The sequence below is a fragment of the Rhodococcus koreensis genome, assembly GCF_900105905.1.
Lineage (GTDB): Bacteria > Actinomycetota > Actinomycetes > Mycobacteriales > Mycobacteriaceae > Rhodococcus_F > Rhodococcus_F koreensis.
Genome location: NZ_FNSV01000005.1, coordinates 2391369 through 2406955, shown reverse-complemented (window position 1 = coordinate 2406955; position 15587 = coordinate 2391369). Strand labels below are relative to the sequence as shown.

At 66.8% G+C, this 15587-nt stretch carries 14 protein-coding genes and 1 tRNA gene; 4 read left to right on the top strand and 11 right to left on the bottom strand.

Going from position 1 to position 15587, the window contains the following annotated elements; translation table 11 throughout:
• Nucleotides 1–19: 19 nt before the first annotated feature.
• A complete protein-coding gene (locus tag BLV94_RS15855) occupies nt 20–2083 on the bottom strand; it encodes an acetate--CoA ligase family protein (protein WP_072941020.1) in 2064 nt (687 codons plus the stop codon).
• Nucleotides 2084–2313: 230 nt separating this feature from the next.
• On the opposite strand from BLV94_RS15855, the gene BLV94_RS15850 reads away from it, so the two are divergent.
• Nucleotides 2314–3801, top strand: coding sequence for an APC family permease (locus BLV94_RS15850; RefSeq protein WP_072941018.1), 1488 nt, complete (start codon nt 2314–2316; stop codon nt 3799–3801).
• 76 nt (nt 3802–3877) lie between these two features.
• Here BLV94_RS15850 and BLV94_RS15845 read toward each other — a convergent pair whose 3' ends face one another.
• From BLV94_RS15845 to BLV94_RS15810, 8 genes are all read right to left on the bottom strand, one after another.
• A complete protein-coding gene (locus tag BLV94_RS15845; RefSeq protein WP_072941017.1) occupies nt 3878–4471 on the bottom strand; it encodes a TetR/AcrR family transcriptional regulator in 594 nt (197 codons plus the stop codon).
• Entirely contained in the window at nt 4468–5685 is a 1218-nt protein-coding gene (locus BLV94_RS15840) for a cytochrome P450 (RefSeq protein WP_072941015.1), read from the bottom strand. The genes BLV94_RS15845 and BLV94_RS15840 overlap by 4 nt, the downstream gene beginning before the upstream one ends.
• A 48-nt stretch (nt 5686–5733) precedes the next feature.
• Complete coding sequence (locus BLV94_RS15835; RefSeq protein ID WP_072941013.1) at nt 5734–6120, bottom strand: hypothetical protein; 387 nt, start codon at nt 6118–6120, stop codon at nt 5734–5736.
• Between the two features lie 43 nt (nt 6121–6163).
• On the bottom strand, nt 6164–6727 hold the full coding sequence (locus BLV94_RS15830; protein WP_072941010.1) for a hypothetical protein: 564 nt from the start codon (nt 6725–6727) through the stop codon (nt 6164–6166).
• A gap of 265 nt (nt 6728–6992) precedes the next feature.
• A complete protein-coding gene (locus BLV94_RS15825; protein ID WP_072941007.1) occupies nt 6993–7628 on the bottom strand; it encodes a DUF2461 domain-containing protein in 636 nt (211 codons plus the stop codon).
• 71 nt (nt 7629–7699) lie between these two features.
• On the bottom strand, nt 7700–8680 hold the full coding sequence (locus BLV94_RS15820) for a ribose-phosphate diphosphokinase (protein WP_072941005.1): 981 nt from the start codon (nt 8678–8680) through the stop codon (nt 7700–7702).
• Entirely contained in the window at nt 8677–10179 is a 1503-nt protein-coding gene (glmU, locus tag BLV94_RS15815) for a bifunctional UDP-N-acetylglucosamine diphosphorylase/glucosamine-1-phosphate N-acetyltransferase GlmU (RefSeq protein WP_072941003.1), read from the bottom strand. The genes BLV94_RS15820 and glmU overlap by 4 nt, the downstream gene beginning before the upstream one ends.
• Nucleotides 10180–10255: 76 nt before the next feature.
• Nucleotides 10256–10326: transfer RNA gene (locus BLV94_RS15810), tRNA-Gln, on the bottom strand.
• A 238-nt stretch (nt 10327–10564) separates the two neighbouring features.
• Here BLV94_RS15810 and BLV94_RS15805 point away from each other — a divergent pair.
• From BLV94_RS15805 to BLV94_RS15795, 3 genes are all read left to right on the top strand, one after another.
• The gene (locus BLV94_RS15805) at nt 10565–11176 is read left to right on the top strand and encodes a TetR/AcrR family transcriptional regulator (RefSeq protein WP_241031699.1); all 612 of its coding nucleotides are present in this window, start codon (nt 10565–10567) and stop codon (nt 11174–11176) included.
• 117 nt (nt 11177–11293) lie between these two features.
• The gene (locus BLV94_RS15800) at nt 11294–11935 is read left to right on the top strand and encodes a ScbR family autoregulator-binding transcription factor (RefSeq protein WP_072940999.1); all 642 of its coding nucleotides are present in this window, start codon (nt 11294–11296) and stop codon (nt 11933–11935) included.
• 131 nt (nt 11936–12066) lie between these two features.
• Complete coding sequence (locus BLV94_RS15795) at nt 12067–12903, top strand: polysaccharide lyase family 20 protein (protein ID WP_241031523.1); 837 nt, start codon at nt 12067–12069, stop codon at nt 12901–12903.
• Nucleotides 12904–13030: 127 nt separating this feature from the next.
• On the opposite strand, the gene BLV94_RS15790 is transcribed toward BLV94_RS15795, so the two are convergent.
• Complete coding sequence (locus BLV94_RS15790; protein ID WP_083395582.1) at nt 13031–13906, bottom strand: class I SAM-dependent methyltransferase; 876 nt, start codon at nt 13904–13906, stop codon at nt 13031–13033.
• A gap of 150 nt (nt 13907–14056) precedes the next feature.
• Nucleotides 14057–15427, bottom strand: a complete 1371-nt coding sequence (locus tag BLV94_RS15780; RefSeq protein ID WP_072940992.1) for a glutamate-1-semialdehyde 2,1-aminomutase — start codon at nt 15425–15427, stop codon at nt 14057–14059.
• Nucleotides 15428–15587: the final 160 nt, after the last annotated feature.

The following is a 15587-nucleotide window of genomic DNA, read 5'->3' as shown; positions in this document are numbered from 1 at the left end:
GCTGTCTCGGGATATGGACTCACGGGGCGGGGGTCGGTTCGGCGGCCACGACGAGCGCGTCGACGGTGAGTGCTCCGTCCGGCGCGACGCGGACCGGATTCAACTCGATCTCGGCGATGTCGGGCCGTTCCGCGATCAACCGGGAGACCCGCGTGATCACGTCGACCAGACCGTCGACGCACACCGCGGGGCGTCCGCGCCACCCGCGCAGAAGCGGCATGCAGCGGAGGCGTTCGAGCATCGCGAGAGCGTCGTCGGGTCCGACGGGGGCCGATTCGAGTCCGATGTCCTGGAGTACTTCGGTTTCGGTGCCGCCGGCGCCCACTACGATCACCGGACCGAGGTCGGGATCGCGGCGTGCGCCGACCAGGATTTCCACGGTCCCCGCCCGGGTGTCCTGCTCCTCGAGCACGTAGTCGCCGTCGCCGAGCCGGGAATGCATGTCCTGGAAGGTGTGCGCCAGTTGTTCGGGGCCGTCGATGCCGACCACGACGCCGCCCGCCTCGCTCTTGTGCTCGAGCCAGCTCGCCTTGAGGACGAACGGGGCACGCAGCCGGCCGGCCACGTCGACCGCCTCCTCATGGGTCCGCACGACTGCGCCGTCGGGGAAGGTGACGCCGAGGTCGGTGAGAAGTTCCCGCGCGGCCCAGTATCCCGCCCGGAGTCCGTCCTGCGGAACAGGCTCGGAGAGAAGGTGCTTCGACAGCCTCGTCGGTCGCAGGCTGGACAGCCCGGACAGGGCGCGGACCGCGGAATCGATCGTGTCGAACACGGGGACGCCGTGCCGCCACAACGCCTGTGCGGTGCTCGATTCCGGAGCCATGGTGTGGACGACGACGGGTTTGCCCGTCTCTACGGACGCCCGGCCGATCCGTTCGGCCACGGCCGCTTCGCGTTCGGCGAGAGTGGGCGCGTCCCGCGCGTAGCAGCCGAAATACCCCGTGAGCACCACGGCGTCCGACTCGTCGGCACGCAGAACGTGCTCGACGACGCTCGCGTAACTTCCCAGATCCTGCTCACCCGCCCCGGCGAGGTCGACCGGATTGCTGCTGGCCGCACCGGGAGGCAGTTGCAGCGCAATGGATTCGGCGAGCGCCGGCGAGAAGTCGGGGACCGTCAGTGCGCTCGCGCTCGTCACGTCCGCGGCGATCGCGCACTGCCCGCCGCTGTCTCCGACGATGGCGACGCGGTTGCCGACGGGAACGGTGGTGGAGAGGAATGCGCGGGCCACGGTGATCAACTCGTCGGGGGTGCTCACGCGGAGCACGCCTGCCGCGCGGCAGGCCGCGTCGACGACATCCACGGCAGAGGTGAGTGAGCCTGTGTGGGAGCGTGCCAGGCGCGTGCTCGCGGCACTGGCGCCAACGGTCAGCAACAGGGTCGGTCGTCCGGTGTCCCGCAGGGCACGCAACGTCCGGAACAGGGATTCACCGTCGCTGAAACTTTCGAGGTACAGAGCGATCACGCGCGTCGGGTCGTGGTTGCCGAGATCGGCGAGCAGTTCCGCTGCGGTGACGTCGGACTGGTTGCCGATGGACACGAACCGGGAGACGCCCACGCCGTGCCGGGCGCCGAGCGTCGCGAGTTCGGAGCCGAGTTGCCCGCTCTGCGAGATGATGGCGAGCGGCCCGGGTGTGAACCGCCCCCACGCCAGCGAGAGGTCGGTGGCGCTGTCGTAGATGCCGAGGCTGTTGGTGCCGACGAGTCGCGCTCCGGCACTGCGGATCCGGGCCGCGAGCTCGGCTTCGCCGGGCACGCCCGCGGTGACGCCGAGGAATCCGCGGACGCCGAGTGCGAGGGCCTCGTCCACCACGTCCGAGACGAACGGCGCCGGCACACAGAGAGCCACGAGGTCGGGGACCTCGGGGAGGGCCGACAGGTTCGGGTGGCACGGGTGTTCGAGGAGGGTGTCGGTTCTCCTGTTGACCAGATGGACTCGGCGGCGGTGCTCGCCGATCAGGGCGCCGCTCGCCAGCCAGTAACCCCACTTCGCGGGATCGGCGGAGGCGCCGACGACGGCTACCGAGGCAGGGTCGGAGAAGGCGCTCAGTTGTGTGACGGACTCGGCCACCACAGTGGTCATAGGGGATTCTCCTCGATCTCACGTTGCTGTCGATCGGAAAATAGATAACTGGCTCATCAGTCAATTTAGATTGTGGCGGCACTCACAGGGGCTGTCAACCCGCCTTCCGGACGTCGCTCGGGGCGCGATGCGCTCTTGACATCGGGTGTGATCGCCCTCACGATGATTTATAACTGGCCCACCAGCCAACTATTCGACACTCTCTGTCCTGTCATCCGCGAGGAGCATTCATGAAGACTGTGCACGATGGATCGACCACGGAGGACACGATGACGTCCTCGGCGGAAACCAACGCCGAGGCCGGTCAACTGCCGCGCGGAATCCTCCCGACGTGGGCGGTGTTCGGCGTCTCGCTCGGCATTCTGGCGCCCGCGTCGACGCTGGCCCTCGCCATCGGTGTCGTCGTCACCATCGCCGGCAACCTCAGCTGGATCACGTGGGCCGTGACCTCGGTACTGGTCCTCGGATTCGCCGGGGGCATCGGCTGGCTGGCCAAACGCTTCACCACCACCGGAGGGACGTACGGACTCGCGGCTCGCGCGGCAGGCAAACCGGCCGGATTCTTCGTCATGGTCACCCACCTCGCGTCGTCACTCGTCGCGGGACCCGCGTGCGTGATCGGCTCGGCGATCTACCTCGACGCGTTCCTTCAGAAGGTGGGTCTGCCTGCGAGCACGTGGACGCTCGGCATCTGCGCCGGGGCCGTCGCGGTCGCGGTGACCGCCCTGAACCTTCGTGAGGTGAAACTGTCCGCGAAGCTGCTGCTGGTCATCGAATTCTTCACGGTGGCAGTGATCGTCGTGCTCCTGGTCGTGGTCCTCGCGAATTCGGACACCGGACCGATCGACAGCCGGCAGTTCGACTTCCACGGCTTCAGTGCCACAGCGATCCTCGCGACCGCAGGCTTCTCCGTGTTCTCCCTCGCCGGATTCGACCACGCCGCCACGCTGGGCCGCGAGGCGCGTCATCCCAAGCGGGCCATCAGCTTCGCCGTCGTCGGCTCGGTCCTGGCCTGCGGGGTGCTCTACATCGTCGCGACCTACATCATCGTGCTCGGCTTCCGCGGGTTGCCGATCGAGAACATGAACGCACCCCTCGACACCCTGGCGGAGCACAACGGCGTCGGGTGGCTCGGCTATCTGATCGACATCGGTGTCGCCGTCAGCTTCTTCGGATCCACACTCGGGGTCATGGCAGGTACCAGCCGGACCGTGTACACCCTGGCCCGCGACGGTCTGCTGCCCGCCCGCCTCGGCAAGGTCAGTGCCGGCCACGGAACTCCCGTCGGCGCGGTGACGACCCTCGGCGTCATCTACCTCGTGGCCGGGCTCCTCGGCGTGCTGGTGACGACGGCGGAGACGTCGTACGGTCTGCTCGGGACGTACGCCGGCTACATGCTGATCGCCGCATACGGACTCACCGCGCTGGCAGCCGGCTACTGCGCAGTGCGGTCGCGGTCGCTGCGCCTGGGCATCGGACTCGCGACCGTGCTCGCCGCGATCGGGTCCGTGCTCGTGTACTGGTACAGCTTCAACCCGTTCCCGTCCGGAGCGCGAGGCGTGGTCGCGTGGATCTTCTTCGCGACCGTGCTCGGCTACCTCGCCCTGTACTGCTACCTGCGGCTCCGCAAGCCGCGGGTCCTCGCGCGGATCGGTGAATCCGACCGGAAGACGACCCTCGAGGTCGATGCCGACGAGCAGGCGGGCGCGACGCGCTGACCCCCACGTGAGTGGCGTGGTGTGCTCCCGCACGCTTTGCCGCTCACCTGCCCGGACGAACGGGACGCTCGTTGCGTCAGATCGAACGAGCGTCCCGTTCGTCGGCATCGTGTGCGGCCAATGCAGGTGCGACGAACTGTTCGAGCATGGTGCGTTCGTCGGAGTCGTCGATGCCCGGGACGGTGAGCAGCGAGACGATGATGCGGACGAGCCACCGAGCCTTCCTGGACGTCTCCTCTCCGGAGAATCCCGCCTGCCCCAGGAACACGGTGCCCAGCGACTCGATGACATCCGACGAGTGCGCGATCTGCGCGGCCAGGCCCGAGTCGCCGAGCTGAAACCACGCGGCCAGAGTGGGGTCGGCGCGCACCAGCCGGATCGCGGCCAGCATCGCCTCCACGATCGCGTCCTTCGGGTCGGCGGTTCCGGACACCTCCTCCGCGACTAGTGCGCCGATGCGCCGGGCCTCGCGGTGGACGAACGCCAGCTGCAATGCCTGTCTGCTGTCGAAGTAGCGGTACAGCGTGGCGCGGGAACATCCGGCCGCCCGGGCGACGTCGGCCATACCGACAGCGGTGATGCCGTTGTCGACGTACAGCTGGGCGGCGACGTCGAGGATTCGCTCGGCGGCGAGGCGGGGTCGTTCGTCGCGCATCCAGTCGGCGTTCATTCGCGCACCCGGAACGGGATGCTCGTCGGGCGGCGCACGTAGTTGCCCTCGGCGTAGACGACGGCGTCGACGTCGACCGTGAAGTCGGGGCAGCGGGCCAGCAGTTCTTCCAGCGCGACCCGGGCCTGCATCCGGGCCGCGGCCGCACCCAGGCAGTGGTGGGCGCCGTGACTGAACGTGAGGATCTGCGTCGGTCTGCGGCGCACGTCCAGCTCCTCCGAATCCGGTCCGAACCGGCGCGGGTCGCGGTTCGCGGAGCCGTACAGCAGGAACACCTTCCGGCCCTCGGGGATGGTGGTGCCCTCGATTTCGACGTCGCGGGTCACCGTGCGGGCGAGGCCCTGGACGGGGGCGGTGAGCCGCAGCAATTCCTCTACGGCGTCGCCGAGTAGCTCCGGGTGGTCGATCAGATCGCGGCGTTGATCCCGGTGTTCGGTGAGCAACTGGACCGCGCCGCCGAGCATTCCGGTGGTCGTGTCGTTGCCGCCGGTGACCATCGTGAACGCGAAACCGAGGATGGAGAGCAGTCCGGTGAGATCGCCGTCGGCTCCCATCCCGCCCGCGACGAGTTGCGAGACGGTGTCGTCTCCGGGGTCGGTGCGCCGCCGCTCGATCAGTCCGCCGAAGTAGCCCATCAGATCGGTGACCGCACCCGTCGCCTGCAGCGTGTCGCCCTGCGCGTTGGCCGCGACGATCGCGTCGGTCCAGCCGTCGAATTGCGCCCGGTCCTCCTCGGGGACGCCGAGGTAGTGGGCGACGACCATGCTCGGCAGCGGCTTGAACAGCTCCTTCACGACATCGCCCTCGCCGGCCTCCCGCAGTCGTTCGAGGCGCTCCACCACGAACGCCCGGACCGCCGGTTCGACGGCGGTGACCTGGCGCGGGGTGAATCCCTTCGACACGAGGCGGCGGAACGCGGTGTGGTCGGGTGGGTCGAGCATCACCAGCGGCGGATTGTCCTGCAGGCCGATCTTCTCCAGCTCGCCGTACGTCGTGGTGAGGCCGGCGGCGGACGAGAACGTCTCGGCGTCCCGGGCCGCCGCGTAGACGTCGGCGTGCCGGGACAACACCCAGTAGTCGTTCCCAGGTGCGTCCTCGGGGACGACGCGATGGACGGGGTCGTGGTCGCGCAGGGCGGCGTACATCTGCCACGGGGCGCGCCACGTGGGTCCGGACCTCGGCACGAACGACGCGCTCGACACATGTGCGGTCATGTATCGATGGTGAGACACATCGCCAGAAGTGTCAATGGTGCTAGGCGCCTAGCCGAACAGGGCGAACGCCACCACGGCGAGGATCATCACGAGTACCGGGGTGAGAATCAGCAGCAGTCCGAGCAAACCGGGATTCTTCACCGGCCGGTGGTCGATGGCGCCCTTGCTGAAACTGCTGAACGGCGACGCGTAATACACCGGGGGCGCCGGGTGGTACCGGTTGTCGACGGTGATCTGCGCCTTGCCCTGCTCCCAGATCCACGGGACCGCGATCTCGATGTGGTGCACACCGGGAGGCGCCGGAATGACGTTGTGACCCCACCGAAGCGGCACGGGAAAGCCGTTGATCCGGGCATTGGGCGTCACCAGCATCGGGCCCATCGGCGGTTTCTTCGCGTCGATGACCAGCGCGGTGGGAGGGGAGACGGGCTGCACGAAGGGCGACGGTATCACCCTGCGGCAGCCCGGAGGATGTGGCCTACTGGCCGGCCGCGATCCGGGCCTTCTCCAGTGCCGCGAGGGTGCGGAGCACAGTGGCGCGCTGCTTCTCGAGGTCGCTGATCCGGGCGCGTGCGGCGAGGCCGGCGGGCTCACCGATCAGGTTCATCTGAGCATCGATGGCCGAGAGCTGATCGAGCAGGCCGGTAACGCGCGATTCGAGCGCGGCGACGTCGACGGCGTCGGTGCGCACCGGTGCCACCGGCGGCGTGGCCGACGTGCGGGACGCGCTCGGGCGAGACGACGCAGTGGCCGACGACGTTCCGGAATGGGCGGTGCTGCGCGGCTCCGACACCACGCTGGCAGCCCGGGGACGGAGCGCCTTGCGCACTGCGGCCGGGTCCGGGAGCTCCGAGAGCTTCGTCTCGTTGAGGTCGCGGCGCGCGTCGCGGGCGTTGACCCGGTGCTCGCGCTCCTCGTCGTCGTCGGACTGCAACGTGCCGCCGAGTGGACGCAGTCCGTACATGCCGAGGAAGCGGCGGGCTTCGTCGATGACCGTTTCCTTCTCGCGGCAAGTGCCACACCGAGGTTCGTTACGGAACATCTCGACTGCGTTGTCGTCTCCGCACCATACGCACGCCCCCGGCGACCAACGCCGGACGTTTCGAATTGCAGCGATATCGATAGGGCCGGAGAGAGTCTGCGCGTCGATCACGACGAGCCACAGTAGGGGAATTCGCGCGTGCGGGTCACATCGCCGTAAGTACGACCTGCGGTTCTGCGGCCAAGCGTGACGAAGATCATGTCGAGGCCCCGGAAAGTGCCGAGGAAACGCTGTGTGCCACACATGTTTTCCCGACCGGTAAGTTTCATTCTCCGGCGCCGATCACGGTGGTCAGCCAGTCGACGAGCGGGCGCATCGAACGCCAGGCAGTGCGGACTTCGTCAGCGGCGCGGGGAGTTTCGATCCAGTCGGGGGAGAGGTAGCTCCGGCTGGCGGTGAGCGATCTGTGCCGCATCAGGTCGAGGCGCGGGTGGTCCTCGGCGACACCGCGGGGGCGCGTCTTCAGCGTGTCGCCGCCGATCTCGAAGCCGGACGACCGGACCTTCTTCACGAGCCGGACGAGTTCGCGACCCTTGCGGTCGTCGTCGACGGCGTCACGGAAGCGGCCGACCTGCAGCGGGGTATGCGAGTAGAAGCCGCCCGCGACGAACAGTCCGGCCGCGTCGATCTGCACGTAGTAGCCCACGCCTGGGCGGGTCTCGACGAATCCGCCCTGATGGGTCTTGTAGGGCGTCTTGTCCTTCGAGAACCGGACGTCGCGGTAGGGGCGAAACACCTTGCCCGCGCCGAACTCCGATTCGAGTTCCGCGAGCAGGGCGGTCATGGGTGCGCGCACCGAGTCGTCGTAGACGGATTTGTGCGCGGTCCAGAAACTCTTGCTGTTGTCTGCCTCGAGGTCCTCGTAGAAGTCGAGAGCAGCGGTGGGGATCCCGGTGAACACACGGGCAAGGCTACGCCTGTGAGTGGTTGACGAGTCCCTGGACTCGTCAACCACTCACAGGCGCGAAGCGCCTAAGCGTTGCCGTTGAACAGCGACGTGACCGAGCCGTTCTCGAAAACTTCCTTGATGGTGCGAGCCAGCAGCGGCGCGATGGACAGCACCGTGAGGGTCGGGAACTTCTTCGACTCGTCGATCGGGAGCGTGTTGGTGACGATGACTTCCCGCGCACCACATGCGGCGAGGCGCTCGGCCGCCGGGTCGGACAGGACGCCGTGGGTGGCGGCGATGATCACGTCGCCCGCGCCGGCTTCCTTGAGGATCTTCACGGCGCCGGCGATGGTTCCACCGGTGTCGATCATGTCGTCGATCAGGATGCAGGTGCGGCCTTCGACGTCACCGACGACGCGGTTGGACTTCACCTGGTTCGGCACCAGCGGGTCGCGCGTCTTGTGGATGAACGCCAGCGGCGCGCCGCCGAGGGTGTCGGCCCACTTCTCGGCGACCCGGACGCGACCGGAGTCGGGGGAGACGACGGCGATGTTGTCGGTGCCGTAGTTGCCGCGGATGTACTCGGCGAGCTGACCCTGCGCGTGCATGTGGTCGACGGGGCCGTCGAAGAAGCCCTGGATCTGGTCGGTGTGGAGGTCGACCGTGATGATGCGGTCGGCGCCGGCGGTCTTGAGGAGGTCGGCGATCAGGCGAGCCGAGATGGGCTCACGGCCGCGGTGCTTCTTGTCCTGGCGGGCGTACGGGTAGAACGGCAGGATCGCGGTGATGCGCTTGGCCGATCCGCGCTTGAGCGCGTCGATCATGATCAGCTGTTCCATCACCCACGTGTTCAGCGGCGCCGGGTGGCTCTGCAGCACGAAGGCGTCGGAGCCGCGGACCGACTCCTCGAAACGGACGAAGATCTCGCCGTTCGCGAAGTCACGGGCAGTCTGCGGGGTGACCCGCACGTCGAGTTCCTTCGCGACCTGTTCGGCCAGCTCCGGATGCGCGCGACCAGAAAAAAGCATGAGGTTCTTCTGGTTGTCGATCCAATTCGCGGTCACTGCTCTATGCCATCCTTTAAATCTTGCTTCTCGGTTTCGTGCAGATCTGAACTGTGGTGCGGTCCCGCGGCGGCTGCCGCCTCGGCGGCGGCGGTACCGGGCCGATTTCGTTGCACCCAGCCGTCAATATTGCGCTGCTTCCCTCCGGAGACCGCGAGTGCCCCCGGCGGTACGTCGAAACGCAGCACCGTGCCGGCGCCGGTGTAAGCACCGTCACCGACCTGTACCGGAGCGACGAACATGGTGTCCGATCCGGTCCGGACGTGTGACCCCACCACCGTACGGCTCTTGGCGACGCCGTCGTAATTGACGAACACGCTCGACGCACCGATGTTGCTGTACTCGCCGATCGTGGCGTCGCCCACGTAGGTCAGGTGAGGAACTTTGGTGTGTGCCCCGATGTCGGCGTTCTTCGTCTCGACGAAGGCGCCGAGTTTGCCGGACGCACCGAGGACGGTGCCGGGACGCAGGTAGGTGAACGGGCCGACGGTGGCGCCCGCGCCGATCGTCGATTCCGAGCCGTGGGTACGCACCACGCTGGCGCCTTCGCCCACCGACACGTCGGTGAGGGTGGTGTCGGGACCGATGACGGCGTCCTCACCCACGGAGGTGGTGCCGAGCAGCTGCACACCGGGATGGATCGTGACGTCGCGGGCGATCGTGACGCCGACGTCGATCCAGGTGGTCGACGGATCGACGACGGTGACCCCGGCCCGCATCCAGTTCTCGACGGTCCGGCGGTTGAGTTCGGCGGCCAGCCTCGACAGCTGGACGCGGTCGTTGGCGCCTGCGACCTTCGCGGAGTCGGCCAGGTGGGCGGCGAAGACGGGTGCGCCGGCCTCGCGGGCGATCTTGACGACGTCGGTCAGGTACAGCTCGCCCTGCGCGTTGTTCGCGTTGAGCTGCCCGAGCGCGGAGCGCAGGAACTCGGCGTCGAACGCGTACACGCCGGCGTTGACCTCGGTGATGGCCGCCTGCTCCTCGGTGGCGTCGGCCTCCTCCACGATCTCGGCGATCTCACCGTCGTGGGGCAGACGGACGATCCGACCGTAGCCCCGGGGCTCGGGGGCGGTGAACGTCAGCACCGTGACCGCCGCGGGGGTGGGTTCGCTGCGGTGCTCGTCGACGAGAGCGTGCAGGGTGCGGCCGTCGAGCAGGGGGACGTCCGCGGCGGTGACCAGCACGGTCCCGTGGAAGTCGGCGGGCAGGGCGGACAGGCCGCATTCGACGGCGTGCCCGGTGCCGTTCTGCTCCTCCTGTACGGCGATCGCGATCGGGCGGCCCAGTTCCGTCTCGAGCGCGCCGACGGCCACTCCGACGCGTTCCTTGTCATGACCGACGACGGTGACGAGGTGCGTCGGATCGACCTCCGCGGCGGCGTGCAGGGAATGCGCCAGCATCGTGCGTCCGCCCAGGGTGTGCAACACCTTGGGGGTCTTCGACCGCATCCGAGTTCCCGCGCCGGCGGCGAGGACGACCACGGCGGTCTGCACTGGCATGAAGCTCCCTCTGGGTCGTTCCACTCTTGCTGTTCTCGACAGCTCCACCTGCAGGAATTATCTCCGCAGGCTTCTGCTCCGCCGCCAGGACTCGAACCTGAACTATCTGAACCAAAATCAGAGGTGCTGCCATTACACTACGGCGGATTGCCACACACACGGGGTGTCACGCCCGTTTGCGCGAGAGAATCCTCGCATGCCGACCCGCCGGACGTCGAACCGCTGCCGAAATTTGTCCCGAACGCCCCGATAGAGTGGGTGCTACCTGCAGTGTTTCGGCGCTGCCCGTGGCGCTTCGTCGTCGCGAGTGTCAGGAAAGGATGGTGCCTCGGTGCCCCGACCCACGGACGTGGACGCGACCCCCGAGAGGGCGGTCCGCACCCGGATGACCGGCACGCAACGCCGGGAGCAGTTGATCGAGATCGGTCGAGCCCTGTTCGCGGAGCGCGGCTACGAGGCGACGTCGATCGAGGAGATCGCACAGCGCGCCCACGTCTCCAAGCCTGTCGTCTACGAACACTTCGGCGGTAAGGAAGGCCTCTACGCCGTGGTCGTGGATCGGGAGATGTCGCGGCTGCTGGAGATGGTGACGTCGTCGCTGAAGCAGAACCGCTCCCGGATCCGGGTCGAGCGGGTGGCGCTGGCGCTGCTCACCTACGTGGAGGAGCACACCGACGGATTCCGCATCCTCGTCCGCGACTCGCCGGTGGCGGCGCCGGACGGAACGTACTCGAGCCTGCTCAACGAGGCCATCGGCCAGGTCGGGCACATCCTTGCAGGCGACTTCGCGCGGCGAGGGTTCAATCCGGATCTCGCCCTGCTGTACGCGCAGGCGCTGGTCGGAATGGTGTCCACCACCGCGACGTGGTGGCTGGACGAGCGGACGCCGCCGAAGGAGGTCGTCGCCGCGCATCTCGTCAACCTGTGCTGGAACGGGCTGACCAATCTCGAGGCGGATCCACAGTTGGGCACCGATCGGCCTCGCGCGACGCCGTAGTGAACGTGTTCTCGTTTTCCGACTCGCGGTTCAACTTCCGGAGGGCTGAGCCTGTCAAGTGCTAGGGTTCGCTGGAGTTTGCGCGCCCCGTCGGGGGGGTTGTTCGGGAGGCAGTCGATGGCGAGACAGGTTCGAGCAGAGGTAACTCGGGCTTCGGTCCTCATGGCGGCGGCCGACGTGTTCTTACGGCTCGGCTACGCGAATGCGGGTCTCAACGAGATCATCGAGCAGTCGGGTGTGACCAAAGGTGCGTTGTACTTCCACTTCAGTTCGAAGGAAGACCTCGCCCGCGGTGTCATCGACGAGGGACAGATCCGCCTCACGGCAGGTATGACGTCCGTGAGTGACGGGCCGACGCCGGCACTGGAGGCGCTCGTCGCCCTGTCCTACGTGGCGATCGAGGCCGCGAGTGCCGATCCGATCGTCGCGGCGATGTTGCGGCTGCAGCACGAGATCGGCGACTACCAGGGCACGCACGGCAACGTCGTGGCGTCGTGGCAGCAGGGTTTCGAACGACTGGTCACCCGCGCACTCGAGGAGGGCGACATTCTCGCGGAGGACGACGTCTCCGCGACGACGCTGTCCACATTCCTGCTCGGGTCGCTGCTCGGGGCTCACGTCGTCGCGAGCGCGACCGGCGCCTTCGACGATCTCCCGCGTCGCATGGAACGGGTCTGGTACTTCATCCTTCCCGGTCTGGTCGAGCCGTCGAAGCTCGTGTACTTCCGCCAGTTCGCATCGCGCCGCCTGCTGCGCTGACCGGAGCCACTAGCTTCCAGATGTCAGGCTGAGTACGCTCATCATCAAAGTGATGGATAGCTCTCTTGCCTATGTTGGGGGCGGACAGAAGGCTGTGGGAGGCCGCGCTCACCCAAAGTGATGGAGCCACCATGTTCCGCTCGCGTCCTGTGTTTGCTTCGCGTGTGGCCGTTGCGGCCGTCGTCGTTGCCATGTCGGTCACACCGCTTGCTGTGACGGTAGCGGCAAGCGCCGCGCCGACCGCGGGGCGGGTCTTCACGGGCGACTACAGCGGCGGCAACTTCTCTCAATGGCCTTCGGTGCAGAACAAGAGCTACAACGGCCCCGGAACGGGCTACGTCCCCACCTATTCCGCGAGCATCGTCCCGGACGCGACATATGGCCAGGCCGCTCGCTTCGAGGTTCGCAGCGGCGACGCCCCGTCGTTCGGGGAAGGTGAGCGTTCCGAGGTGGCGGCCGGGAACGACACCGGCGGCTTCGAGGGCCAGGCACGCTGGTATCAGTTCGCCACTAAATTCGACTCCACATTTCCACAGAACCACGCCAGCCTGGGCTGGGGGCTGACGAACCAGTGGCACCAGGACGTGAGTATCGGAAGCCCACCGGTCGGATGGTATGTGAGCCAGCGGAACGGCTACTGGTCGCTCGTCGTCAACAAGCAGTCGCTTCCCGGCGCCGATCTGGAAACGCTGTCCATCTTCGACACCCCACTGGACGTGGGGAGTTGGCATGACGTGAAGATGCAGATCAACTGGTCGGCGTCGGACGCGACCGGATGGATCAAGCTGTGGCTCAACGGCGTACGGCAGACGTTCGCCAACGGTGCCGACACATACTTCGTCCGTACACTGATTCCCGGCACGTCCACCGTCTATTACAAAGAGGGCTACTACCGGGAACAAATGCAACCCACCGGTGTCGTTTTCCACGCGGGATTCCGGTGTGCCACCGAGGAGGGGGCGCTGTAGGCGACAGCCGACGGTCCCGCCCTGTGAATCACATTGCGACGGATCTGGACGTCCGCTACCCCAAATCGCTTATCTCACAGGGAAAGTGAAACAGGGCGCGGCGGGCCTCGTGTCCCTTCGGTGTGAGCTACCTGCGCTCGGCGATCAACATGACTTCACGGACCGCGAGTGGGCCGGCGAGCTTCGCACGAAGGGACGGCGGGGCTGCCTGCAACGGACGCTCGATGATCGCCTTCACTGCGACCGGCACATACGCGTGACGCTTCATCCTGCCGAGGTGTGTCAATATCCGACTCGGCACGGCGCGGCCGCGCACGCGCCGGAAACCCGCATCGCGCAGCATGGCGCCCAACTCCCCGTTGGTGTATTCCTTCAAGTGAAAGCCCGTGGCCACCGGAGTGAAGCCGCGCGAAATGTCCCAAGGACCGGTCAGTCGACTGGGTGTTTCGATGAGAAAGCGTCCTCCCGGACGCAGAATCTTCCGTACCGCGGCCAGATGCTCGGGAACATCGTCGGGGTGCAGGTGCTCCATGACCTGACGGCTTACCACGAAATCGGCGGAGGACGGCGGGAGCGGTGGGTTGAGTACGCTACCGACCATGAAGCGTGCGTTGGCCGGTCGCTCCTGGTCCGCCAGTTTCACCATCGTGTCCGAGGCATCGATGCCGATGCAGTCGCGCACGGCGGGCGCGAACCGGCGAATCAGCGCCCCTGTCCCGCAGCCTACGTCGACCAAGGTGTCCGTTGGCCGAGTCAGAGCTCCGTACTGCTGGAACCATCCCTCTTCGAAGGCTTCTTCGGACGCCGCGTCCGTCACATGCGCTCGATGCCATGGAACCTCCTCGAACAGGCGGTTGTATACGTCACGAGTGACAGCCTCCCGCGTGTCGGGGGTGCTGGCCAACAGCTCCTCGCGCAGTTCGCGTTCGATGTGCCAGTGAACTCTGTCCCGGTCTTCTGGCGGCGGCCAGTGTTTCGATGGCTCGCCCGGTGGATGAGACATATCGATCGAGTCCTCCCGTGAAACTGAAGTGAGGGTTCCGGCCGAGACCTCCCGAGAGCTCTGACCAGGAAGGATCGCTCGAGGACGGAGATCCGCCTTACACACTTCAGTGTAGACATCGGGGAGGCGCCTCCGAGGCGAACCCGGCGACTAGTCCGATGGGCCGATTCTGCGGGGTGCGGCATACCGGCGGAGGGCGGGGGCGACGGGCCGGCCGCGGAGGAATTCCGCCACGCTGCCGGATTCGATTGCCTTGCTGTAGGTCTGCAGGGCACGTCGGGTCGCCTCGAGGGTGTGGGCGATGTCCGCCGGGGTGTGTGCTGCGGATGTGACGAATGATTGACCGAGCACCCCGCCCGACAGCAGTTCCTGTAGGAAGAGCGTGCGGAACTCCTGCGATGGTTGACGTTCGGGGTCTCGGGTGACGAAGACGAGGCAGGATGGCCTGCCGATCACTTGGACGTAGTCTGCGACACCCATCTCTGCTGCGGCTGCGTTGACACCATCGGCCAAGAGCTGTCCCGACTGCATCATGTGCGATATGGGGTCTTCGGTGGCGTAGACGTGAACGACCGCTCGGAAGGCCGCCAGCCCGGCGCACTCGGGGCCGTGCGTGGTCGACAGGAGAAACACACGCTCACGGTCCGTATTCAGGCCCCCTAGGTCCATGTACTCACGTTTACCGGCGAGGGCCGAGATCGGAAAGCCGTTGCCCATGGCCTTTCCCCAGCACGACAGGTCGGGTTCGACCGAGTAGACCGACTGTGCACCGCCGGCCGACCAGCGGAATCCGGTAATCATCTCATCGAAGATGAGTAGTGCGCCGTGTCGGTCACAGAGGGTGCGGACCCCCTGCAGGAAGCCAGGTTCCGGCTCCGCCGTTGCGGTGGCGGCTTCGAGGATGACACAGGCGATCTGACCGTGATTCGAGTCGAAAAGTGCGCTGAGCGAAGCGAGGTCGTTGTACGCGAAACCGGCGGATCTGGCGGCGACATCGGTGGGGACGCCACTGTTCATCGCGGTGGTACCGATGAACCAGTCGTCGACCGAGAAGAAGGGTTGATTGCAGATGGCCACCACATCTCGACCCGTCACCGCCCGTGCAAGGCGGACCGCGGCGGTGGTGACGTCCGACCCGTTCTTGGCGAACTTCACCATGTCCGCGGCGGGAACCAGTTCGAGGAAATCTTCCGCGGCATGCAGTTCGAGTTCGGTCGGCCGGCTGAAGTTCGTCCCATCGGCGATCGCCGCACACACGGCGTCCGTCACAGGACGGTAGCCGTGCCCCAACGTCACCGATCTCAGACCCATGCCGTATTCGACAAAACTGTTTCCGTCCGCATCCCATACGCGGGCGCCTGAACCGCGAACGAGAACGGGCGCCATGAAGTCCGGATACTGGTCGGGTCCGCGCGCATAGGTGTGCGCGCCGCCCGGGACCAATCTGTTCAGCCGGGACTGCAGTTCGTTGGAGCGTGTGAACGACCTGCGGGCTGAGCCGTCGTCGCGTGCAATCGACATAGCCGAACTCCGGGGTGTGGAGGGTGCAGTGCCTACAAGTGTGCGGTACTGTCGAGACGAGTCTCTCCCCGCTGGGGTGCACTCGCAAGTGGCGTCGATCGGAAATCTGTTCCCCGGCTGCATCTGACGAGACTGTTGTCGGCCCAGCGCTGCTGCGCGA

What these genes read in the sequence shown, in the direction of transcription:
- BLV94_RS15855 (WP_072941020.1), bottom strand. Translation starts at nt 2,083, where the DNA reads ATGACCACTGTGGTGGCCGAGTCCGTCACACAACTGAGCGCCTTCTCC.
- BLV94_RS15850 (WP_072941018.1), top strand. Translation starts at nt 2,314, where the DNA reads ATGAAGACTGTGCACGATGGATCGACCACGGAGGACACGATGACGTCC.
- BLV94_RS15845 (WP_072941017.1), bottom strand. Translation starts at nt 4,471, where the DNA reads ATGAACGCCGACTGGATGCGCGACGAACGACCCCGCCTCGCCGCCGAG.
- BLV94_RS15840 (WP_072941015.1), bottom strand. Translation starts at nt 5,685, where the DNA reads ATGACCGCACATGTGTCGAGCGCGTCGTTCGTGCCGAGGTCCGGACCC.
- BLV94_RS15830 (WP_072941010.1), bottom strand. Translation starts at nt 6,727, where the DNA reads ATGTTCCGTAACGAACCTCGGTGTGGCACTTGCCGCGAGAAGGAAACG.
- glmU (WP_072941003.1), bottom strand. Translation starts at nt 10,179, where the DNA reads ATGCCAGTGCAGACCGCCGTGGTCGTCCTCGCCGCCGGCGCGGGAACT.
- BLV94_RS15805 (WP_241031699.1), top strand. Translation starts at nt 10,565, where the DNA reads ATGACCGGCACGCAACGCCGGGAGCAGTTGATCGAGATCGGTCGAGCC.
- BLV94_RS15800 (WP_072940999.1), top strand. Translation starts at nt 11,294, where the DNA reads ATGGCGAGACAGGTTCGAGCAGAGGTAACTCGGGCTTCGGTCCTCATG.
- BLV94_RS15795 (WP_241031523.1), top strand. Translation starts at nt 12,067, where the DNA reads ATGTTCCGCTCGCGTCCTGTGTTTGCTTCGCGTGTGGCCGTTGCGGCC.
- BLV94_RS15790 (WP_083395582.1), bottom strand. Translation starts at nt 13,906, where the DNA reads ATGTCTCATCCACCGGGCGAGCCATCGAAACACTGGCCGCCGCCAGAA.
- BLV94_RS15780 (WP_072940992.1), bottom strand. Translation starts at nt 15,427, where the DNA reads ATGTCGATTGCACGCGACGACGGCTCAGCCCGCAGGTCGTTCACACGC.